Origin of the sequence: Selenomonas sp. oral taxon 137 str. F0430 (assembly GCF_000183625.1) — a bacterium.
In the GTDB taxonomy this organism is placed as follows: Bacteria; Bacillota; Negativicutes; order Selenomonadales; family Selenomonadaceae; genus Centipeda; species Centipeda artemidis.
The window spans coordinates 218,879-241,439 of record NZ_AENV01000008.1 but is presented as its reverse complement, the minus strand read 5'-3'; the positions used below and the strand labels follow the sequence as shown (position 1 = coordinate 241,439).

Below are 22,561 nucleotides of genomic sequence, written 5' to 3'. Positions count from 1 at the left end.
ACGGATATTACTCGGCTTTCTGCGCTTCACTGTTGAAGCGGTAGCCCGAGCCCCACACCGTTTGGAGCCATTGGGGATTGGAGGGATCCTCTTCGATCTTCTCCCGCAGGCGGTTCATATGCACGGAGACGGTGGAGGTGCTGCCCATCGCCTCGAGATCCCACACGCGATCGTACAGCGTTTCTTTGCTGAACACGATCTGCGGATGCTCGGCGAGGAAGAGGAGTAGCTCGAACTCACGGCTCGCCAGATGCACCTCGCGTCCCGCGACGAAGACGCGATGCGTCCACGGCTGGATCTCGAGCGTGCCGAATCGCAGCGACATCGGCTCGGTAGGTTCGCCTCCTTTGAGACGGTTATAGCGCGTGATGTGCGCCTTTACCCGTGCAGCGAGCTCGCTCGGGCTGAACGGTTTGACGATGTAATCGTCCGCACCGAGACCGAGCGCACGGATCTTGTCGATGTCCTCGAGACGTGCGGATACCATGAGGATGGGGATATCCAGTTCCTTTCGCACGGCGCGGCAGATGGCAAAGCCGTCCGCACCCGGCAGCATCACGTCGAGCAATACCAGCTGATAATCGCCGGTGAGCGCCATGCGCTGCCCTTCGTCGCCGTCGGAGGAAATATCCACGGAAAACCCGCTTGCCTCCAAATAATCCCGCTCCAGTTCGGCGATGTCCGTATCGTCCTCCACAAGCAGAATCTTCGTCATCCTGAATCACCTTGGTCTTTCTGTTTCCCTACAATGGGCATTTCTATATGGATACGCAGCCCGCCAAGCGGCGAAGCTGCGGCACGAACTGTTCCGCCGGATGCCGTCACGATTTGACGCACGACGGCAAGTCCGAGTCCGCTGCCCGCCGCAACATTTGCGCGTGCGGGGTCGGTGCGGTAAAAACTGTCAAAGAGCCGCGGCAGCTCTTCGGGCGATGCACCCATGCCGTCATCGTCGATGTCGATCGCAAGGATGTCGCCTTCCTCCGCGAGGGAGATGCGCACATGCGCGCTGTCGCCGCGCCGGTATTTGCCGCTGTTCTCCCATAGATTCCGGAGGACGCGTGTAAACTCCATGCGGTCAATGCGTATGATTGCCCGACACGGCGCATCCGTCATGGAAAGGAACACGCCCTGTTCGGCAAAATCATCCGCAGCCTCGGCAACCGCGGCGTGCACATAGGCGCGGGCATCGACGTCCTCCCATGAGAAGGGGGACTGCCCGCTCTCGAGCCGCAGGAATGTGCGCAAACGTGTCGTGAGACCTTCCATCGTCTCCGCAGCGCGGATGATGCGCTCGGTGTATTTTCGCTGTTTTTCGGGGGTCGCAGCGATGCCCTCAAGGAGACCGCTTGCGTAGCCTTTGATTGCCGTCAGCGGCGTTGCGACATCGTGGAGCACGCCGATGAACAGCTCTCTGCGGCGCTCCTCCTCCTGCTGCTCACGCGTCCGCGCACGTTTCAAATCCCTGCGCATCGCGTCGAATGCACGACAGGTCATGCCGACCTCGTCGTCGCCCGTCTCCGGGAGCGCACGGTCAAAATCGCCCTGCTGCATAGCGGCGGCAGCCGCGCGCATCTCGGCGAGCGGCGTGAGGATCTGCGCGGAGAGAATATGCGCGAGATACCTGCCGAGCAGCAGGATGCCCGCGGAGGTCACGAGGAGGATGAGGATGAGCAGGGCATTCAAAATGAAATCTCGTTCATCGTGAGAAAAGAGCGCTTCCTCCGGACTCCCGGTCATCGGTACGTCGCCCGCGCCGATGATGAGCACGCCGCTGCGCGGATTCTCCCAGCGGAAGAAAAGACCGTCTTTGTCCCATATGAGCGACGAGCCCCTCCGGCCGTGTTTTTCGAGAGCCGTGCGCTGCAGATCGCCGGGATCTGTATCCGGTGACAGATAGAGCCGTTTGCCCTGCTGCTCGACCGAGATGCGGACGCCCGCGCCCTCGAGGAGATGCAGATCACTCTCAATATTATGGAGTTTAATCTTTTTTTCGCTGCCTCGGCATGCAGAGAGCTCAGCGCGAACTGCACGGAAAGAGAGGTACCCTTCTCCGGCCAGAGGAGCGTGAGTGCCTGTTGCTGGAGTGTGCCGGCATGCCGCAGACCGCCGAGCAGCACAGTCCCCGCGGCAAGCATGAGGACGATGGGGATGATCACCATGAGCGCGTTCGTGATCAGCAGTCTCTTTTTGAGCGAAATATCCCGCAGATGCACATCCGCCCCCCCCTTTTTTTTGACTGAATCTTTGCTCTTATCCAGTGCCATTATAACCGATACAACGTAAAAAATCTGCATGGAAGTGAAGAATTTCTAAAAAGTTTTTCCGGTGTTTACATTTTGTTTAATATTTTCGTCTATGATACAGACATCGACAAGAACAAAAAGAAATGTATGCCGAAAGGCAAGGAGGAAATGATTATGGAAATGAAGAGTATCAAGGCAGCGTTTGCAAACATATTCAGCCCCGCACACATGAGGAAGATGGCGGCGGCTGCCGTACTTTGCGCGACCGTGACCGCGGGCGGTGCATATATGCACATGCAGCAGGCGGAGGCGCAGGCGCGCGCCGAGATGGTACGTGCGCAGGCGGCGGAGCAGGGCGTCGAACTCATTGATGAAGCGCAGGTGCGCGCGATCACTGCGGCAACCGTCGGTAAGGAAGAGTCGGAGCTGAGCATGTGGGAGATCAAACTCAAGACGCGCGACCATGATAAGCGGTACCGCAATGACGGGCAGACTTTTAGCCCTGTTTATAAAGTCGAGTGCCACGCGGGAACGATGGAGTACGAGCTTCGCATCGACGCCGTGACGGGCGATGTGCTCTCGTATGAGGCGGAAGTCGACGACGATAGGTTTTGAAAATAGTATACAGTGACAAGGTTTGCTGCATGAGCGTGTCGAGCGCCGTGCAGCAAGCTTTTTTATTTTCGCCAAAAATAAAGAGGATAAAGAACATTTGCGGCGAATTTATTAAATTAAAATGGAATTTCATTTATAGAAGAAACGGCTTTTGGCGGACTGTTGACGCATATCGGGGCATCACAGCATCCGTGCGGGAACGGACGCATAGGGAAGGGAGAGAATATTTTGCAGGAACAAATGCAAAAACAAGGGAGAGGGATCGGCTTCCAGCTGAATGCAATCACGCTCATCGGGGTTGTCGTCATGGTGACAATTCTCATTTCATTTGTCGGCTATAAGGCATATAAGGAACTCTTGAACGCTGGTATGGCATCGAAGTATAATGAGCTGAGCGGCATGTCTCTGCCCATCCTCAGCCGCTATGACTCGGTGAAGCAGACGGGTGACGACATCAGCGCGCGAATCCAGACCATTTTACAACAGCCGCCTGAGCAGCGCAGCCGCGAGGCGATGCTCACGATCTTCGAAGAGGCGATGCGCGCCAACAGCAACCTCATCGGTGCAGGCGTCACCTTTGAGCCCAATGCGTTTGACGGGAAAGACGCAGAGTTTGTGAATGTGCTTTACTCCGATGAGACGGGGCGTGAAATGCCGTACGCAGGACGTACTGCAAACGGCGGTATCGAGTTCGAAGAGATGACCGGATACGATACGAGCACATGGTACAGCGTTCCAAAGAGTACGGGTAAGATGATGCTCTCGCAGCCCTATTATGATGATGTGAACGGAAAGAAAACCCTGCTTGTTTCGATCGGTATGCCGATTCTTGAAAACGGCAAATTCATTGGATCTATTACACTTGACTTTGATGTCTCGAAGTTCCAAGACGATCTTGCCGCAGTGAGTACACAAGATAATTTCTATGCACTCATTGATGATAAGGGAAATATGCTCGGCAACGGCATTGATGCAAACTCTGTCATGAAGAATGCCTTTGAACTCATGCAGAGTACAGATGCTGAAAAAAAAGATATTTATGAGACAAAAGGTATTCATACCAATGAACGTAAGTCGGCGACGACGGGGCGTGAGGCGGTTTATGTATTCCGTCAAATTCATTTCCAAGGGCTTGAGAACGCAACGCCGTGGGTGATCTACTCCATCACGGATGAGAACGTATTTGTTGGTGAAGCGCGCAACATGGTGATCTTTTCTGTTGTGTTGGCGATTATCTGCGCGGCCGCCCTTGTTGTTGTGTTGGCACTCTTTGTTAAAAAGCGTCTCATCACGCCGATCAGCGACGTATGTGAGGTACTGACGCGGTTTGCGGATCTTGATCTCGATAAGGACAAGGGAGCGAAGGTGCGTATACATGCTTCTCGCAGCGATGAGATCGGCATGATGGTAACGGCGCTCTCACGTATGGCAAACAGTTTGCGAGAGATCATTGGAAAGATCAACGGTGCGTCTCAGTCCGTCGCCGCGACGAGCGAAGAGCTGACTGCGACTGCGCAGAACACCTCGCATTCGGCGGAGGAAGTGCGCAAAGGCATTCACGGCATCGCCGAGAGTGCGCGCGTACAGGTCAAGGATACGCAGGATGCCGTGGATCACACCAACGAGATTTTGCAGCTCCTCGAAGCCAACGACAAGGTCATGGAGGAGATGAACGAGGCGACCGCGAACATCGCGAAGCGCCAGACCGAGGGCGCGGAGATCTTGACCGATCTCCTCAAGAAGTCTGCCGAGACTTCCGATGCGACGCAGGAAGTCTCGCGCGTCGTCGAGGAGACGAATCAGAGCGCGGAGCGCATCGAAGAGGCGAGCGCGATGATCCAGTCCATCTCCGAGCAGACGAACCTCCTCGCGCTCAACGCGGCCATCGAGGCTGCGCGCGCGGGTGAAGCGGGACGCGGGTTTGCCGTCGTCGCCGAGGAGATCCGCAAACTCGCCGAACAGTCGCGCGGCTTTACAGATGAGATCAGCGGCATCATCGGTGAGCTCAAGACCAAAGCGCAGCAGGCGGTCGATACCATGGAAGTCTCGAAGAAACTGGTTGAAGAGAGCAACGTCAACCTTGGACGCACACAGCGGCGCTTTGACATGATCGCAGAGGCAGTCGCAGGAGCGAACAGCGTCGTCACGAAGCTGAACGAGTCCTCCAAGCGCCTCAATGAGAAGAACCAAGCGATCGCCGCAGTCTCCGCGAAACTTATGGACATGGCGCACGAGAACGATGTCACGACTGACGAAGCTGAGGCATCCGTCGATACGCAGACGCAGGCGCTCGCCGACATCGCCGAGGCAAGCGAAAGCCTCGCACAGATCGCAACCGATCTGCAGAATGAGGTGGGGCGGTTTAACGTCTAAAAGGAAAGCAGCCATTTCATCAATAAAAAGGGCGGCACATCAACGTATATTTGTACCGATGTGCCGTCCTTTTGATGTAGTCGTTCATATATGGGGAAGGTGTGAAAAAAGTCATTGACACTTGTTAATTCTCTTTGATAAAATTAATTATAAATTGTAAAATAAACGAGTTCCGAGCAAAGATACCTACGGGGAGCACCTATGGTATCGCGCCTGAGCAATCTGCTCACAGGGGAACGGCGGAAACGCCGCGCCCTTCCGTACTGAAAAGGAAATCGGCAGCGACCGCTGTGACGGAGCATGAAACCGGCAGGGGAACTGTTTGCTGTGCCGACGGTACGGGAAACGGTTCTTTTTTATTATATGCGGTTCATAGCTGTAAAGAGAAAGGGAGATTGGTATGAAGAAAAAGAGCGCGTATCGGTTGGCTCTTGCCGCAGCGGTTACGGCGGGACTGGGCTTTGCGTTCCTGCCTCAGGCGCAGGCGGCGCCGACGGTCGAGCCGTATGAGACGAGCGACGTTGTCGTTGAGGCGGACGGCGTGGATAAGTACCTCGTCACGACGAATACCATCACGGCGGAGGAGATCAAGGATCGCGGCTACCGCGACCTCTCGGAGATCCTTTCACAGGTGCCGGGGCTTTACATGGCACCTGCCGACAAGAACAGCAAGATGGTGCGCATCCGCGGCGCGGAGGTCGGTCAGACAAAAGTTTTTATTGACGGAGTACCCGCATTCCCGCTGAACGGTATTGCCTCGAATGCGGCAGCTGATCTTTCTACAATTCCCGCAGACAGGATTGCGAAGGTTGAGATCGTTAAGGGTCCCGGACCCGTACGCTACGGGACGGATTATAAGGGCGGCGTGATCCTCGTCACAACGAAGGACGGCGAAGGCGCAGGAAGATTGCATTTGCATATTGGCGGAGGTTCTCATCATGCTTATGATATGCGTATCGGCTACAGCGGCAGCGATAGGAACGTCAGCTACGCCGTGAATGTCTCGCGCCGCCATACGAATGGCTATCAGCCGAATGAAGAGAATACGAAAACCTATTTCGACGGAAAGATCAAGGTCAAGACGGCGGAAAAATCTACGCTGACACTCAGCGGCTACTATTCCAATATGGATGCCGAGATTGCCAATAATATTGATCCGGTGACAGGAGCGGTGCTCAATAACGGAACAAACTGGTCTGTTGCAGCAGGGAACGGCATCACGAGGCCGATGAAACAGAATAACAAAACACGGGATTGGCATTATGACGGCTTTAAGCAGTCGAATATTGCCCTTCAGTTCGAGAGCCGCCCGAGTGATAAGTGGCAGTATGATGTGCAGTATTATCATTTGGTTGATGATAATAATTTATGGGTGCGGAACCTGTTGACCAGAGAAGGCGGGAGTCTCACACACTTTACCGCAGGCGCACCTCAGTGGTATCGCAGCGGGTGGTTTTCGAAGGGAAACGGTATTGAGACCAATGCCTCCGCGGCACTTGGAGCAAAACATCAGCTCGGCTTTGGTGCGAAATATATAAAGATTGACTGGCATACGGACGAGAATAATACCGGTTACAGCGAGCGTGGTGCGGATAAGAGGCAAGCGTTCTATGTGGAGGATGCATGGAGTTTTGACGCACGTACCCGCATGACGCTGGGGCTCCGTTATGAGAGCGTAGCGCAGGATCACGCGAGTTCAAGTGAAACAAAACAAGAAAGTAAAGAACACGCAACTGACCCTGTGCTTAATATTACACACGATCTGACGAAGGATGATACTGTTCGATTTTCAGCCGGGCGTACGCATTTCTTTGTTCAGGCAAAGAGTGCAGCGACGAATATCCGTCAAGGCATTCCTATACCGAAACCGGAACGCAACCGAAACTATGAGATCGGCTGGAAGCATCGGTTCGGATCGCAGGCATCGCTCGATCTTTCTATATTCCGGACGGACGTAACGGATCGCATCACGCGCATTGTTCGGGGAGGTCCATACTATAATGTCGACCGGACGCGTATCCATGGTCTGGAACTTGGCTATCGGCAAACCTTTAGCAGCCGTTGGCATGGTTTTGCCAACTATACATGGATGAAAGCTGAAGACATAACGGGCGGAAACACAACAGGTGCGACGGGGCTGCCGAAACAGATGTTCAATCTTGGTGCGACCTATCGTATGGGCAAATGGCGCTCGACACTTTTGGGGCGCGCTGTCAGCGGGTGGACAAACGGCAGCGGCAGACCGAACAGCAAGGGATACCTCACAATGGATCTCGACCTGCGATATCGCCCGCAGACCGATTTAGAGTGCTTCCTACGCGTGAATAATATCTTTAATACGGACTACCAAGACAAGCTCTATCATGATGCACAGGGCGCAAACGTCATGCTTGGCGTCGAGATGGATTTCTAAGCATTTAGGTCACAAAAGAAACGCAATCCTATCGTTCCGTGGTGGACGAGGGATTGCGTTCTTTCGTAGCATGAAGTATTTTTAGTATATGAACATGGGGACATAGAAGCGCGGAATGGTACGCCGTCGTCTATCGAAGGAAGGAGAATTTATCCATCTGTCTCGATGTTGTTCAGCCGCCATGCATCGGGGGAGGGCGGCATAATATGGGGGATGTTTATGTTCTAATGTCAATGGGCAGCTCTTCAAAACGACGGCATACAATTTTGTACCATCTTGGATAAATGGTTCGATTCGCGTGCACCTAACATCGTGTGCAAACATCATGATATACGCGCGCCCCGTAGGGGCACGGCGGTGCCGTGCCCTTGGACAACATACACGCGCCATGCAATAGGACGAAAGCCGATACACATACACTTTACATGATAGGAGCAGGAGGAAAGCCGTGTCGTATGATTCCTCCGTACATCATCGCCGCAGCATTCGCATAAAAGGATACGATTATACACAAAACGGCGCATATTTTATTACTGTATGCACCTACCGGCATCGTCCTTTGTTTGGAAAAATAAAACAGGGGGAAATGATATGCAACCCGTTTGGCGATATTGTGGTGGATGAATGGCTAAAGACCGGGCTTTTACGATCATATGTCCTGATAGACGAATGGGTTGTGATGCCAAATCACTTTCATGGGATATTGTTTTTGGATACGCGGCAACCACGTGCCGATAAGGAACATACCGGCAGAGTGGGAGAGCAGTTCGGTAAGCCGACAGTTGGTTCGTTGCCGACGATCGTACGCTCCTTTAAGGCGATTGTTACACGACGTATCAATGAGCTTCGTGGAACAAACGGTGCCGTACTCCGGCAGGAAAATTATTATGAACGTGTGATTCGCCAAGAGGAGGAATATCAAAATATTGTCGCATACATTCGAAATAATCCTGTAAAATGGGAGGAGGATGAGCTGTATATCAGATAAACAATTGTATCGGGAACGCAAGTGTCGCGCCGTATCGGAGGAAGGGGGAACTTGGTCGTCTGCATTGATGTTGTTCAGCCGCGATACATTGGAGGAGGGCACGGCAGCGCCGTGCCCCTACCGAGGCGGCATAAACGGGGGGGCGATTCCATGTCAACCGATGGAAGGCGTAGAACAGTTCGATATATGAGAACATGTTGATTGAATGTGCGACAGATTCGTTCGCCTCGTTGTGTGCAAACATCACGATATACACGCGTCCTGTAGGGGCACGGCGCTGCCGTGCCCTCAAACTCTTTATGCGTGCCATGCAATAGAAACGAGAATGCATCGATACACGCGACCCGCGTGTTATAAAAGCGTCCCCGGCGGCAACAGATCCGCCATCTTGCCGCAGGGGGAGATGCCCTGCCACGAGCTGCGATGTACGAGATCGGCGGCAAGGTCGGGCTCGGTGACGGTGAAGCCGGAGAGTGCGTCCGCGCCGTAGTCAAAGAGGCACGGGTGCATGGGGACGGAGGGACCGACGATGACGGTCACCGCGTTTTGCGACAGCTCCAAGAGGCGCGGCATGGTTTTATTCGTAAAGGTCGCGCCTGTCATAAAGACGAAATCCTGCCGCGGGATGACGTACTCGGCGGCCTCGGCGGGATAATCTCCGTCGTGCGGATTCTGCTCGAGGATGGAGAGCTCGCAGATGGGCGACCATTCCTTTTCAAAATTGGGGAAATGCCCGACGACGGCGACCTTCTTCCCGCGAATGCGCTCCTTGTAGAGTGCGAACGCTTCGAATTTGCGCCGCTCGGCGAGCGTCTCGGCGTGCTCGTCCTCGTTGTGGAACCCGCGCAGTGCGGCGACTTTCTTCGGACGGTTGATCCACGCGTTGATTGCCGCAGTTGCGATGGATGCCTCGTGTCCGTTCCACGACATGACGCATTCCGCCGCCTCGCGCAGCGAACACCCGATAAAGCTCTCGTCACGCATGTGAGGGCGCGTGTCGCTGCGGATCGTCATGGCGACGCCGGTAAAGCCGCCGGTGCGGACGAACGTCCAAGGGACGCCGACCGCGTAGTCGTCGATGCAGACGTCGTCCGGTATATCTGCGAGGATTTCGTCGTAGAGATGCCAATAGTTCAAGAAAAACACGCCCTTTCCGCTGAGGTGTTTATTTCATTATCAGGATAGCAGAAATTTGAAAAAACGCAACCACGGAAATTCGGAGATATGATACAATGAGGGAAAATGAGGTGAGCAATATGCCGTGTAAAAAGAATCTCTTCCTTGCCGTGCTGTTTCTCCTAACCTGTGTCCTCGTGGGATGCAGCACGGAGCGGCAGGAGAATGACGACACCTATCCGTTCACGGATTCCGCGGGGCGAACGGTAGAGCTGCCGAAGCACATTGAGCGCATCGCGCCGTCGGGCGGGCTCGCGCAGGTCGCGCTCTTTGCGGTTGCGCCGGATGCGCTCGTCGGCGTCGCGGGCAAATGGAAGGATGCCGCGCTCCCCTATATTGGGACGAAGTACGCCGATCTTCCCGTATTCGGACAGTTTTACGGGATGAAGAATCTGAATAAGGAGGCGATCCTTTCTGCGAATCCGCAGGTCATCATCGATGTCGGGGAGAAAAAGCCGACAATTGCGGAGGATATGGACGGGATCCAAGCGGCGCTCGGCATTCCTGTGATCTTTGTGGAGGCGCGGCTCGACAATACGGACGAGGCGTACCGCACGCTTGGCAAGGTGCTCGGGCGGGAGCAGGAAGGTCTTGAACTTGCGGGTTACTGCTCCGACATTTACCATCGGACGATGACGCTTGCCTCGCAGATCGAAAAAAAACCGCGTCTGCTCTACGTCGCGGGGGCAAATGGGAATATGGCAGTTGTCCGCGGCTCGTTCCACGCACAGGTGCTCGACCTGCTCGCGGATAACGTCGCGGATGCCGAGCAGCCGACGAACGGCGCGATGTCGCAGGTGTCCTATGAACAGATCCTCGCGTGGAACCCCGACGTCCTTCTCATTGGCGCGGAGACGGAGATTGATCCTGCGGCGCTCCCGTGGCGGGAGCTCTCCGCGGTGAAAAACGGGAAGGTACTGCGCGTTCCCGCCGAGCCCTATGACTGGATGGGACGCCCGCCGTCGGTCAATCGTTTTATGGGCATGATATGGCTCGCTGTACGGCTCTATCCGCAGGAGTCCGGTTTTGATCTGCGCGCAGAGACGAAGAGGTACTACCGGCTGTTCTATCACTATGAGCTCGACGATGCGGGCGTGGACGTACTGCTTGCAAAGGAGCGGGTACTGCGATGACGGGCGCGGCACTGCGCATTCGATTTGCTCTCCTCGTCGGTCTGCTCGCAGCAGTGTTTCTCTGCTCATTCCTCATCGGACGCTACGACCTTTTCGTGGGGGACATGCTGTATGCGCTTGCGGGGCAGATGGGGATCGTTCCCGTGACGCACAGCCCCGCCTCCACTGTGCTCGCGCTGCGGATGCCGCGCATCGTCGGGGCAATGCTCGTCGGAGCGGCGCTCTCGGTCTCGGGGGCAGCGTATCAGTTCATGTTCCGCAATCCGATGGTGTCGCCGGGGATCCTCGGCGTCTCGGCGGGCGCGGGATTCGGCGCGGCGATTGCGATCCTGTGGAGCGCGCCGATATGGCTGCTCCAAGGCGTGACCTTTGCGGGCGGCATGTGCGCGGTCGCGGTCACCTACATCGTTGGGGTGAAGCTCTGTCGGGGCGGGGATACGACGCTCTCGATCATTCTCGCCGGTATTATCGTCAGCACACTCTTTACCTCGCTGCTCTCCATGACGAAATACCTTGCCGATCCGTATGATAAGCTGCCCGTCATCGTCTACTGGCTGATGGGGAGTCTGGCGGCGATCCGCCCGGAGGATCTGCCCCTGCCCGCTGTGCTCATCGCGGGCGGGATGCTGCCGCTCGTGCTGCTGCGCCGCAGGATCAATCTGCTCTCGTTCGGCGACGAGACGGCGCAAACGCTCGGCATCGATGTGGAGCGCGTGCGGTTCATCGTTATTCTTTGTGCGACGCTCATGACGGCGACTGCCGTGTCGCTCAGCGGCATCATCGGCATGGTGGGGCTCGTTGTGCCGCATCTCGCGCGCTTCCTCGTGGGGGCGGATGCGCGCCGCCTGCTGCCCGCGTCGGCGCTCCTCGGCGCGCTGCTCCTCCTGCTTGCGGACGACTTTTCCCGGAGCCTTTGGACGATGGAACTGCCGATCGGCATTTTGACCTCGCTCGTCGGCGTGCCGTTTTTCCTGTATCTCTTGATACGGCATCACCGCAGATTACGTTGATTCATAAAAAATACGGCGGTAACGACATCGCGTTTTTGACGCGTTCGTTACCGCCTTTTTATGGATACGTTCCTATCGCAGGAAAAAGTACAGCGCTGGATAGACGACGAAGAAGAATGCGACGCTCGTGGTGAGGAAGCCCGCGATGGTATAGTCGACATTGAGCCTATAGAGCTTTGCCGCGGTGACGGAGTTGATCGCACCCGGCGTCACGGAGAATACGAGGATGGCACCGAGGAGAACAGGATCGCGGACGAATGGATAGCTGATTGCCATCATAAAGGCGGGCAGGATGAAAAAACGCAGCGGGAAGAGGTCGAGCGTATATCGTGCATAACGGCGCGTACGGTGGAGGTTGACGAGCGCCCCGACGGGCAGCATCCCGAACCACGCGCCGAAGTGGACAAGTCCCTCGAATACGTCCCCGAGGACGGGCGGACGCGCGATGCCCGCTGCGTTTAGCGCGAGCCCTGCCGCCATACCGATGATGCTGAGCTGGTTCCGGGAGAGGAAGATGCTGAGGAAATGCATTTGTATCTTGCCGGGCTTGCCGTGATTTTTGTGCTGCAAATAATAATACTGCGCCATGGGGAAGACGGCGAGGACGAGCATAAGCGTTTGAAAGATACCCATGATCTGCGCGTAGGCAAATCCCTGTTCGCCATAGAGGATGAAGGCGCAGACGCCGCCGAGGGTCGTAATGTTCGACATCATCGCGTTCGCGAGGAACGCGCCGCGGTCGAGAGGGCTGTGATAGCGCCGAATGAAAAATGCCTTGCCGACGAGTGCGGGGAAGAGGACGATGAGAATCCCGTAGATAGGGATGAGTGCGAGATCCCATGAGATCGGCAGCGTCCAGCAGCTCATGAACGCGAGGATCGTGTAGATGACGATGACATTGCCCCGGAGAATCTTGTTGATGAGAGCGTCCGAGATTTTGCCGTGCCGGTAGAGCAGATAGCCGACGATCATCGGCAGGAGGAGGTCGGTGAAAAGATAGATGATACGGTAATCCGATGTGTCCACGAGAATCGCCTTTCCTTTGCGCTGCGCCGTCTGTGCCGGAGGATCCGGCTGCTTGTATTCTACCTCCAAGTCGCAATTAAAATCAATGGAAATGCAAAGGAAAACTTCTTTATATTTATCAAAATAGACAGGAAAAGAGACGCGCGGCGGCGAATATTTTCATTATATAATATGATATTTGCGCCGTGTTTTGTTCCTGCGGCGCACAGTGAATCAACTGTTTTGAGAGGCGCCGGGCGGCATCTCTCAGGAGGAGGGGACGTTATGGCAGTGACGGACAAAGGTTTTGGCGCATACGATGTACGCGGTGTCTACCCGGACGAAGTCAACGAGGAGCTTGCCTACCGTGTCGGGCGCAGTTTCCCCACGCTGTTTGGCGCGAAGAAAGTGGCGGTCGGTCATGATATACGGCTCTCGGGACCCGCGATCCGTGATGCGCTCGCAAAGGGGCTGACCGAGGCGGGCTGCGACGTCGTGGATCTCGGGCAGTGCGGCACGGAGATGATCTACTTCGCAACGGCGCACCTCGGGCTCGGCGGCGGCATCATGATCACGGCGAGTCATAATCCGAAGCAGTACAACGGCATGAAGTTCGTGCGCGCGGAGTCGCGCCCCATCTCGAGCGACACGGGGCTGAAGGACATCGCGGCGATGGCGGTCGGTGAGACCTATCCCGCGCCTGCGGCGACACCGGGGAAAATCGAGCAGGTGGACATCCTCGACGAATACGTCAAGCACATCGTTTCCTATGTCGATGTGAGCAAGCTGAAGCCGTATAAAATCGTCGTCAACACGGGCAACGGCGCGGCGGGTCCCATCATCAACGCGATGGAGAAACTGCTCCCATTCGAGCTGGTAAAGGTATTCAACGAGCCGGACGGCAACTTCCCGAACGGCGTGCCGAACCCCATCCTGCAGGAGAACCGCGAGGCGACGGCGAAGGTCGTGCGCGAATCGGGCGCGGACTTTGGCGTGGCGTGGGACGGCGACTTCGACCGCTGCTTCCTCTTCGACGAGAAGGGCGGCTTCATCGAGGGCTACTACATGGTCGGCTTCCTTTCCGAAGCCTTCCTCAAGAAGAACAAAGGCGCGAGCATCATCTACGATCCGCGGCTCATTTGGAACACGATCGAGATCGCCGAGAGTCTCGGCGGCAAGCCCGTCATGTGCAAGAGCGGGCACGCGTTCATCAAGGACAAGATGCGCGAGGTCAACGCCATCTACGGCGGCGAGATGAGCGCGCATCATTATTTCCGCGACTTCTCCTACTGCGACAGCGGTCAGATTCCGTGGCTGCTCGTCGCCGAGCTCATGAGCGCATCGGGCGGCAAGACGCTCTCGGAACTCATGCAGGCGCGCATCGATAAATTCCCGACCTCGGGCGAGATCAACAGCAAGGTCACGGACGCGAAGGCGGTCATGGATCGTATCGAGGCGAAATACGGCAAAGCGGGCAAGGTGACGAAGGTCGACGGACTGTCCATTGAGTTCGACAAATGGCGGTTCAACCTGCGCATGTCCAACACGGAGCCGGTCATTCGCCTGAACGTCGAGACGCGCGCCGATCACGCGCTGCTGAAGGAAAAGACGGACGAACTGCTGAAAGAGATTCGCGGCTGAGCGGGAAGGAGTGTTTCGATGAGTCTTGTACTGAAATCCGGGTTTACCTTTGACTATGACAATCTCTACGGCGAGGGGAAGGTGACGGACGCCGACCTCGCGGCCTATGCGGACGCCCTCAAAAAGGCGCATGAGGCGATGAAGGTTATGCGCGCCACGGGCTTCATCCGCGCGCATCTTTCCAAAGACGGCGAGCCGGAGAAAGTATTGTTCTCGCAGACGCCGTACATCGAGGAGGGGCATATCAACTCCCCGTCGTCCATCGCGCGGCTGAAGGAACTCGGCAAGCACGCGCAGGAGCATACGGATGTCCTCATCTCGCTCGGCATCGGCGGATCGTTCCTCGGGAACAAGGTGCTGTTCGACGTGCACTGCGGCGAGCTGTGGAACTCACTCTCGAACCAGCAGCGCGAGAACTACCCGCGCATCTATTTCAGCGGGAACAACATCGACCCGCGGCGCACGGGCGACATTATCAATCACCTCAAGGATGTCGCACAGATCAAGAAAAAGAACGGCGCGGGGGCACTCCGCATCATGCTGCTCGTCATCTCGAAGTCGGGCGGCACACTCGACACGATGTCGAACTTCATGGTCATGTACGATGAATTTATGAAGGCGGACAACGTCGAGGTCGAGGTCGTCGCCGTCACCGACCCGAACGAAGAGAAGCCGACGCTCCTCAAAAAGCTCGCGATGGAGATGGGCTGGCAGCAGTTCGCCGTGCCGGACGGCGTCGGCGGGCGGTTCACCGTCTTTACCGAGGTCGGGCTGACGCTCGCCGCGTGCATCGGCTTTGACATCGAGCAGTTCCTTGCGGGCGCGCGCGATATGGATGCGGCGTGTCAAAATGACGACCTCTGGCAGAACCCTGCGATGCTCAACGCCGCGCTGAAATTCGCCGCCTCGGAGAAGCATGGGCGCGACATCGAGGTCATGATGCCGTACGGCGACTATCTGAAATCCGTCTCCGAGTGGTATATCCAGCTCCTCGCCGAATCCCTCGGCAAGCAGTTCAACAAGGATGGAAAGGAAGTTTGCTACGGACGCACGCCCGTCGTCGCCGTCGGCACGACGGATATGCACGCGCAGACGCAGCAGCATCAGGAGGGGCGGCTGAACAAGGTCGTGCAGTTCATCCGCATCGACAAATGGGCGGACGACATCACGATTCCGAACGCGTTCCCCACAGTGCAAAAACTCGCGGACATCGCGGGCGTCACGATGGGCGCGGCGCTCGAGGTTGCGCGCCAGTCGAACGCGGATGCACTCGCCTCGAATAAGCGGTACAGCGCAGTGTTCGCACTGCCGGAGCTGACGCCGTATCATCTCGGCGAACTGCTCTACATGCTCTCCATGTCGATCGCCTACGAGGGCGAGCTCGCGAACGTGGATGCGTTCGACCAGCCCGGCGTCGAGGCGTACAAGCGCATCATGGGACCGAAACTCGCCGCACTGAAAAAGTAAAGCGGTACAACTAAAAACCGACGCTGCTGCACACAGCCGTGCAGCAGCGTCGGTTTTTTGAGTACATTGTATCCTAAAAAATATAGAAATTATATGATGCTCTCGAATAGAATAGAAGAAAGAACCAATATCTTTTAAGACGAAAATAACAATCCTTATTATCTTTTGTAATAATAAAGGGGGAAAATAAATCTATACAGTACTACTGACAAGGGAGGAGATGATGTGACGACAGAGGACAAGGCTGCCGCAATAGATACTGTTGCCGCTGTGGCAAGTGGCGGAGTAGGCATAGAGTCGGTGCAGTACTCATTGCAGCAGCAGCCCCGGAAATTCTTGCCGTTGGAGCAGGCATCGTATTGGGAAGTATCATTGGAGAGTGTATTGATAAAGCTGCGGACTCAGCAAAAGATAAATATTGTGGAAAACCAAATGAAGGAAACTAAATAATATGAAGAAAGATATTAGCCTTCTTGTAGGAGTTGGCGGTGTATTAGGGAGTGTATAATAAACTGTGTAAGTAGGAAGACAGCTTAGGAACACTCCCGGTGAGGGGAAGTCAAAAACTAAGGAGGAACCCTTATGTCAAAGAGGCTCCCACGGCGCGGTGCAACGCTCGCTAAGGCAATTATCGAAGAGTATCAGCCCAAGAGTGTAGAAGACATGCAAAACGCCCTCAAAGAAATCTTCGGTCCCATGTTTGAAGCCATGCTCAACGGCGAGATGGAAAACCATCTCGGTTACATGAGCAACGAGCGCAGCGAAAGGGATACAGCAAATCGCCGCAACGGATATACCCCCAAAGTCCTCAAAACCTCGGCAGGCGAGGTTCCCATCAGCGTCCCAAGAGACCGTGACGGCTCTTTTACACCGCAAAATCGTTCCCAAAAGACAGACGGACGTTTCGTCCATTGAAGGAAAAGTCCTCGCGATGTATGCCAGAGGAATGAGTCAGCGAGACATCTCCTCCACCATCGATGACATCTATGGCTTTATGCTCAGTGCTGAGCAAATCTCGCATATTACAGACAGTGTGCTTGACGAGCTGCATGAATGGCAAAATCGACCGCTCAAGGCATTTTATCCGTTTGTCTTCGTTGACTGTATCTATGTTTCAATGCGCGGTGACAAAGGCGTATCTGATCAAGCGGTATATGTGATCCTCGGATATGACCTAAAAGGCAAGAAAGACGTTCTAGGGCTATGGATGGGAGATACGGAAAGCAAACATCACTGGATGCAGGTATTTGACGAGATCAAAGCACGCGGCGTACAGGACATCGGCTTCATATCAATGGACGGAGTGAGCGGCCTGGAAGACGGCGCAAAGTCGATCTTTAAGAACGTGGTGGTACAGCGGTGCATTGTTCACCTGATACGCAATTCTCTTAAATACGTTCCGAGCAAGGATTACAAGGCATTTACGGCACAACTTAAAAAGATCTATGGGGCAGTTAGCCTTCGGGCTGCACAGAGCGAATTTGAGAAATTCTGTGAGACTTGGAGCAAGTATCCGGGCGCAATTCGCGTATGGAAGGACAACTTCCGGCATGTTGAACAACTTTACCAATATGGCAGTGATGTCCGTCGTGTCATGTACACAACAAATGCGATAGAGAGTGTCAATGCAAGTTTTCGCAAAGTAACGAAGCAGGGGGCATTTCAAAGCGAGACGGCTGTGTTCAAGGTGCTTTACTTACGGATCAAGGAGCTGTACAAGAAATGGAAGGGACACTCCATTCAGAACTGGGCGATTGTGATGAATCAACTCTGTATTGATGAGCGGGTCGGACAGATGATCCGAAAATATTCCGCTCTATAAGAAACTTACACACTTTACTTGACAAACCCGTGTATTAGCCGGTCGCGCATTATCAAGACAGGGAAATACGGAGTTAGAGATCGTTGTATCGTCTTTATCGGCATTGGTCGCAATCTTTTTCGGCATCTACATCTATAAAAAACATCATAATTGGATATTTCTTTTGGGGTGTATACTGCTGGTTGTAAGTCAGCTGTTTCTCTATGTTCTACAGGACAGCATAGGAACCTCTCAAATTAAACTTTGGGGATTTATTAGTGGGGTGCTCTTTTTTACCTTCCTCGGATTGGCTTGTCTGATTACCGGCAGTCACCAAATATCGCCGCACATTATATCCCGTAGGCAATGGAAATATTGGATGCTGACTTTGGCCGGGTTCTGGCTCTTATCGTGCGGCGCTCTGGCTGCGCTGACATTTCTATGAGAAAATACTCAATTAACTTTATGGACAAGGTTTATATGGAAAGCCTTCCGATGGTTCTCTGGAATGATCTTTCATTATAATATTTTGCAGCAAACCAAATGAAGAGTGGTAAGCAATATGAAGAAAAATATCAGTATTCTTGTGGCTGTCATTGGCATATTTGCCGGTCGAGCTTTATCAAGATGGGGCGATGAGGGTATAGAGCTTGTATTTGTATCTTTTGCTGCCTTGGGTGTACTTTTTTCGGCGGGTATGTCTATAAGAAAACCCATAATCGATTATTCCCTTTAGGATGCATACTGTTGATTGCTTGCCTGCCCCTTCTTGGGGTTCTGAAAGATAGTATAAACTCCTCAAATCTTATGTTCTGGGGAATATCTAGTGGAATATTGTTCCTTGGTTGTTTGGCTCTTGGATGCATGATCACCGGCGGATACCAAATGGCACCACAAAATTTATCCCGTAACCAATGGAAACACTATCTAGTAGGTCTGGCTGCGGTTTGGATTGTATGTTGCGGCGGTCTAGCTGTGCTGGCATTTTTATGAGGATTATAGATAGAGAATGAGATAAAATTCATCCGAGATGTTTATGTAGAAAGAAGATTAAGGGGAGAGCGCTTCTTTTGGCAAGCCGAATGAAGGTTGATAAGCTATCATGAAAATAACAAATAGAACCCTTTTAGTTATCGGCGGTATATTTATCGCCCGAGCCTTAGCAAGATGGGGAGGGGCAGATATAGGAACCATAGTGTTGTCTTTATCTGCCTTAGGCATTCTTTATTTTGGTATCTGCATCTACAAGAAAACGCGTAATTGGCTCTTCCTTCTGGGGTGCATTTTACTCGTTACTTGCTTCCCTTTCCTTGGGGTACTGGAGAGTAACGCAACGTCTTCTCACGTTATATTTTGGGAGATCTCCGGTATATTACTCTTTGTTTTCTGTTTAGCCTTCGGCTGTATGATCACCGGCGGTCATCAAATAGCGCCACACATTATATCCCGCAGGCAATGGAAATACTGGCTGATAGGATTATCCGGATCTTGGTTAGTATACTGTGGCGGTCTATCAGCTCTGACATTTCTATGAGAATATAGGTGTAAGGGAGAGAATTGTAATAACCGTCACAACAAATTTATGTGAAAAGCTGTATAGAGGATTTCGAGCACAATTTTCGTTACCAAATGAAGAGTGGCAAACAATATGAAGAAAGATATTAGCATTCTTGTAGGAGTTGGCGGCGTATTGGCCGGTCGCGCATTATCAAGACAGGGAAATACGGAGTTAGAGATCGTTGTATCGTCTTTATCGGCATTGGTCGCAATCTTTTTCGGCATCTACATCTATAAAAAACATCATAATTGGATATTTCTTTTAGGGTGTATACTGTTGGTTGCAAGTCTGCCGTTTCTCTATATCCTAGAGGATGACATAAACACCTCTCAAATTAAACTTTTGGGAGTTATTAGTGGGTTGTTCTTTTTTATCTTCCTCGGATTGGCTTGTATGATTACCGGTAGTCACCAAATATCGCCGCACATCATCTCTTATAAACAATGGAAATACTGGATGATGACTTTAGCCGGGTTCTGGCTCGTATGCTGTGGTGGTCTAGCTGCGCTGACATTTCTATGAGAAAATACTTATGATAAAGGCTGAGATAAAATTTCATCAAAGGGACGTACAGAAATAATTTTAAGGAAATTCTGTGGGGATTCTTTCGGTAAAACAAACGGCGGGAGATCAACAATATGAAGAAAGAAAATAGGATACTTTTGCTTGTCGGCGGGCTGATTGCCGGTCGAGCCTTAGCGAGATGGGGCAATACGGATCTGCAGGTCGTAATATTGTCTTTGTCTTCCTTGGTTGTACTGGCTTTTGCTGCCTATATCTATAAGAAGACACATAATCTATTATTCCCCCTGGGATGTGTACTGTTGCTTTCCGGGGTGCCACTTCTCAATGTGCTGCAGGATAGTGTAAACTCCTCGAACCTTATGTTTTTGGGAGTGTTTAGCGGGGTGTCCTCCCTTGGCTGTCTTGCTTTTGCCTGTATGATTACCGGCGTTCACCAGATGACGCCGCAAAATATATCTCGCAAACAATGGAAATACTGGATAATGACTTTAGCTGGGGTCTGGCTCGTATGCTGCGGCGGTCTGGCGGTGCTGATATTTCTATGAGGTATTGCTCAGCAAGAGGATAGATCGGTGGGGATAACAATAAACTTCATGAATCGGTTTATACGGAAAGACTTCCAATGGTTCTCCGGAATGATCTTTCGTTATAATATTTTGCAGCAAACCAAATGAAGAGTGGTAAGCAATATAAAGAAAAATATCAGTATTCTTGTGGCTGTCATTGGCGTATTTGCCGGTCGAGCTTTGGCGAGGCAGGGAAATGCTGATATAGAAATCGTAGTGATGTCTTTGGCATCCTTATTCATACTAGCTTTTAGTCTGTATGTTTATAAAAAAACACATAATCTATTATTTCCTTTAGGGTGTGTACTTCTAATTATTTGCCTGCCACTTCTCGGAGTGCTGCATGACAATATAATGTCTTCTCGATTTGTATTTTGGGAGATATTCAGTGGCCTATTCTTTCTTGTTTGCTTGGCAGTTGCTTGTATGATCACCGGAAGCCACCAAATAGCGCCGCAAAGTATATCTCGTCAGAAATGGAAATACTGGTTGATGATCTTAGCCGGATTTTGGATTATATGCTGCGGAGGTGTAGCAGCTATGTTGTTCCTACTGGAACCGCCGCATAGATAGAGTGTAGAGTAAACTTTATTGATAGGGTTACTCAGATCGATCTTAAGGAGGTTTTGGAACAACTCTTTCGATAATCTAAACGGAGGAGAATAGGGAATTGTGAAAAGAAATATCAGTATTTTTCTCGCTGTCATCGGCGTATTTATTGGTCGATCCGTATCGAGACGGGGAGATGCAGAGCTGCAGCTCATAGTAATTTCTTTAGCATTATTATGTGTACTTTTTTTCGGTCTTTATGTTTATAAGAAGTACCATAATTACCTTCTGCCATTAGGTTGCTTACTATTAATTTTATGGTTTCCTGCCTTTGAGGTAGTGCATAACACTGTAAAAACGCCGAACGCGGAGTTTTGGGCTGTTTTTAGCGTACTGCTCTTTATGTTCTTTCTGGCTTTCGGATGCATGTTTACCGGTGCCCATCAGATCGCGCCGCAAAATATATCTTGCAAACAATGGAAATACTGGATAATGACTTTAGCCGGGTTCTGGCTCGTATGCTGCGGCGGTCTGGCTGCGCTGACATTTCTATGCCAAAATACTTATAAATAAAGGTCGAGATAAATTTCGTCAAAGGGGGCATACAGAAGTTTTCCTGTTTTGCTTTTGCCTGCATGATCACCGGCGGCATCAAATGGCGCCTTAAAAAACATCTCGCTTGAGTGAACGAAAAAATGAAGTAAAGGGCATCCGTCAGAAAATCACATCTGCCGGATGCCCTGTCTTTATCATATAAGAAAATAACTGTAATGGAACCGTGAAAACATTATTTCGTTACGGCGTTGTCATTTTTTACTATGATGGTTTTTTGTTCTTCAGATACCGTCGCTTCAAGATAGATATCGACGCATGCCTTCGGCGAGACACGCACCTCTGTGCCTGCGAGGTCGATGATCGCCGTATGGTCGAACGACTCAAAGCCCTTGACAGTGAACGTTTGACCCAGCGCGAGACCAATGTGTTCGACGTATTCGAGGAGCGCCGTATTGTCCGGGATGCGCCGCATGGTATAGGTGATGCCGGGCGTACTCTCTGAGAGCGGTACGAGCCCTGCAAGTTCCTCGGCTCGGTTGGCGAAGATCGCACCGCCGTGCGGACATGCTGCGGGGCGGTGGAGGAAGTCGTTGAGCTTTTCAAAGAGCTCGTCGCTCGTGACGCTCTGGAGGGCACTTGCCTGTGCGTGGACGTCCTTCCAGTTGAAGTTCAGTGTTTCGGTGAGAAAGTATTCCCACAAGCGGTGTTTTGAGATGATACGCTTGGCCGCAGCTTCCCCCGCGTCCGTGAGTGCAATGATATTCTTGCCGGGCGCGAGAATGCCCTCCGTCTGCATCTTTTTGATGAGTTCGGTGACGAGCGAGGGTGAGACAGAGAGCCATTGACTCAGCTCCTTGTTCGTTGCCTTCCCTTGACGCCGGTTCATCTTAAAAATCGCAATGATGAACTCTTCCCACTGCGGTTGTATTTCCATACCCAT

At 52.8% G+C, this 22,561-nt stretch carries 17 protein-coding genes, 2 pseudogenes and 1 riboswitch; of the genes and pseudogenes, 14 read left to right on the top strand and 5 right to left on the bottom strand.

From position 1 onward, the window contains the following. Nucleotides 1–7 precede the first annotated feature (7 nt). Both HMPREF9162_RS06405 and HMPREF9162_RS06400 read right to left on the bottom strand, forming a co-directional pair. Nucleotides 8–715, bottom strand: a complete 708-nt coding sequence (locus HMPREF9162_RS06405) for a response regulator transcription factor (RefSeq protein ID WP_009438766.1) — start codon at nt 713–715, stop codon at nt 8–10. Continuing rightward, nucleotides 712–2,216: pseudogene (locus tag HMPREF9162_RS06400) on the bottom strand (ATP-binding protein). Before HMPREF9162_RS06400 ends, HMPREF9162_RS06405 begins: the two are co-directional and overlap by 4 nt. A 123-nt stretch (nt 2,217–2,339) precedes the next feature. Between HMPREF9162_RS06400 and HMPREF9162_RS06395 the strand changes: the two are divergent. From HMPREF9162_RS06395 to HMPREF9162_RS06380, 4 genes are all read left to right on the top strand, one after another. Then, a complete protein-coding gene (locus HMPREF9162_RS06395) occupies nt 2,340–2,861 on the top strand; it encodes a PepSY domain-containing protein (RefSeq protein WP_009438830.1) in 522 nt (173 codons plus the stop codon). Nucleotides 2,862–3,023: 162 nt separating this feature from the next. Continuing rightward, a complete protein-coding gene (locus HMPREF9162_RS06390; protein WP_009438607.1) occupies nt 3,024–5,234 on the top strand; it encodes a methyl-accepting chemotaxis protein in 2,211 nt (736 codons plus the stop codon). A 158-nt stretch (nt 5,235–5,392) separates the two neighbouring features. Further along, nucleotides 5,393–5,524, top strand: a riboswitch (molybdenum cofactor riboswitch). 110 nt (nt 5,525–5,634) lie between these two features. Then, nucleotides 5,635–7,647, top strand: coding sequence for a TonB-dependent siderophore receptor (locus HMPREF9162_RS06385; protein WP_009438708.1), 2,013 nt, complete (start codon nt 5,635–5,637; stop codon nt 7,645–7,647). A 448-nt stretch (nt 7,648–8,095) separates the two neighbouring features. Continuing rightward, entirely contained in the window at nt 8,096–8,635 is a 540-nt protein-coding gene (locus HMPREF9162_RS06380; protein ID WP_009438785.1) for a transposase, read from the top strand. 351 nt (nt 8,636–8,986) lie between these two features. Here HMPREF9162_RS06380 and HMPREF9162_RS06375 read toward each other — a convergent pair whose 3' ends face one another. Then, on the bottom strand, nt 8,987–9,781 hold the full coding sequence (locus HMPREF9162_RS06375) for a Rossmann-like domain-containing protein (RefSeq protein ID WP_009438943.1): 795 nt from the start codon (nt 9,779–9,781) through the stop codon (nt 8,987–8,989). Between the two features lie 110 nt (nt 9,782–9,891). Between HMPREF9162_RS06375 and HMPREF9162_RS06370 the strand changes: the two genes are divergently transcribed. Both HMPREF9162_RS06370 and HMPREF9162_RS06365 read left to right on the top strand, forming a co-directional pair. Next, the gene (locus HMPREF9162_RS06370; protein WP_254655368.1) at nt 9,892–10,944 is read left to right on the top strand and encodes an ABC transporter substrate-binding protein; all 1,053 of its coding nucleotides are present in this window, start codon (nt 9,892–9,894) and stop codon (nt 10,942–10,944) included. After that, nucleotides 10,941–11,954, top strand: a complete 1,014-nt coding sequence (locus HMPREF9162_RS06365) for an iron ABC transporter permease (protein ID WP_009438761.1) — start codon at nt 10,941–10,943, stop codon at nt 11,952–11,954. The genes HMPREF9162_RS06370 and HMPREF9162_RS06365 overlap by 4 nt, the downstream gene beginning before the upstream one ends. A 72-nt stretch (nt 11,955–12,026) precedes the next feature. Here the strand turns inward: HMPREF9162_RS06365 and HMPREF9162_RS06360 are convergent, their stop codons facing one another. Then, the gene (locus tag HMPREF9162_RS06360; RefSeq protein WP_037350382.1) at nt 12,027–12,980 is read right to left on the bottom strand and encodes an AEC family transporter; all 954 of its coding nucleotides are present in this window, start codon (nt 12,978–12,980) and stop codon (nt 12,027–12,029) included. A 264-nt stretch (nt 12,981–13,244) separates the two neighbouring features. Here HMPREF9162_RS06360 and HMPREF9162_RS06355 point away from each other — a divergent pair, with 264 nt between their 5' ends. The 8 genes and pseudogenes from HMPREF9162_RS06355 (at nt 13,245) to HMPREF9162_RS06325 (ending at nt 21,639) form a co-directional block, all read left to right on the top strand. Beyond that, nucleotides 13,245–14,600: a phosphomannomutase/phosphoglucomutase gene (locus tag HMPREF9162_RS06355; protein ID WP_009438858.1), complete on the top strand. Its 1,356-nt coding sequence runs from the start codon at nt 13,245–13,247 to the stop codon at nt 14,598–14,600. Between the two features lie 18 nt (nt 14,601–14,618). Beyond that, nucleotides 14,619–16,067 carry a hypothetical protein gene (locus tag HMPREF9162_RS06350; protein ID WP_009438630.1) on the top strand — a complete coding sequence of 483 codons (1,449 nt, stop codon included), beginning with the start codon at nt 14,619–14,621 and terminating at the stop codon, nt 16,065–16,067. A 225-nt stretch (nt 16,068–16,292) separates the two neighbouring features. Next, nucleotides 16,293–16,517, top strand: a complete 225-nt coding sequence (locus HMPREF9162_RS06345) for a hypothetical protein (RefSeq protein WP_009438737.1) — start codon at nt 16,293–16,295, stop codon at nt 16,515–16,517. Between the two features lie 132 nt (nt 16,518–16,649). After that, nucleotides 16,650–17,889 (top strand): annotated as a pseudogene (locus tag HMPREF9162_RS06340) (IS256 family transposase). A 541-nt stretch (nt 17,890–18,430) separates the two neighbouring features. Continuing rightward, nucleotides 18,431–18,604 (top strand): hypothetical protein, encoded by a 174-nt coding sequence (locus HMPREF9162_RS12765; RefSeq protein WP_254655367.1) that lies wholly within the window; start codon nt 18,431–18,433, stop codon nt 18,602–18,604. A gap of 912 nt (nt 18,605–19,516) precedes the next feature. Beyond that, the gene (locus tag HMPREF9162_RS06335; protein ID WP_037350325.1) at nt 19,517–19,948 is read left to right on the top strand and encodes a hypothetical protein; all 432 of its coding nucleotides are present in this window, start codon (nt 19,517–19,519) and stop codon (nt 19,946–19,948) included. 116 nt (nt 19,949–20,064) lie between these two features. Beyond that, complete coding sequence (locus HMPREF9162_RS06330) at nt 20,065–20,496, top strand: hypothetical protein (protein ID WP_037350323.1); 432 nt, start codon at nt 20,065–20,067, stop codon at nt 20,494–20,496. Nucleotides 20,497–21,189: 693 nt separating this feature from the next. Beyond that, nucleotides 21,190–21,639 carry a hypothetical protein gene (locus tag HMPREF9162_RS06325; protein WP_037350320.1) on the top strand — a complete coding sequence of 150 codons (450 nt, stop codon included), beginning with the start codon at nt 21,190–21,192 and terminating at the stop codon, nt 21,637–21,639. A 214-nt stretch (nt 21,640–21,853) separates the two neighbouring features. Here HMPREF9162_RS06325 and HMPREF9162_RS06320 read toward each other — a convergent pair whose 3' ends face one another. Further along, nucleotides 21,854–22,555 carry a metal-dependent transcriptional regulator gene (locus HMPREF9162_RS06320; RefSeq protein ID WP_254655366.1) on the bottom strand — a complete coding sequence of 234 codons (702 nt, stop codon included), beginning with the start codon at nt 22,553–22,555 and terminating at the stop codon, nt 21,854–21,856. Nucleotides 22,556–22,561 lie beyond the last annotated feature (6 nt).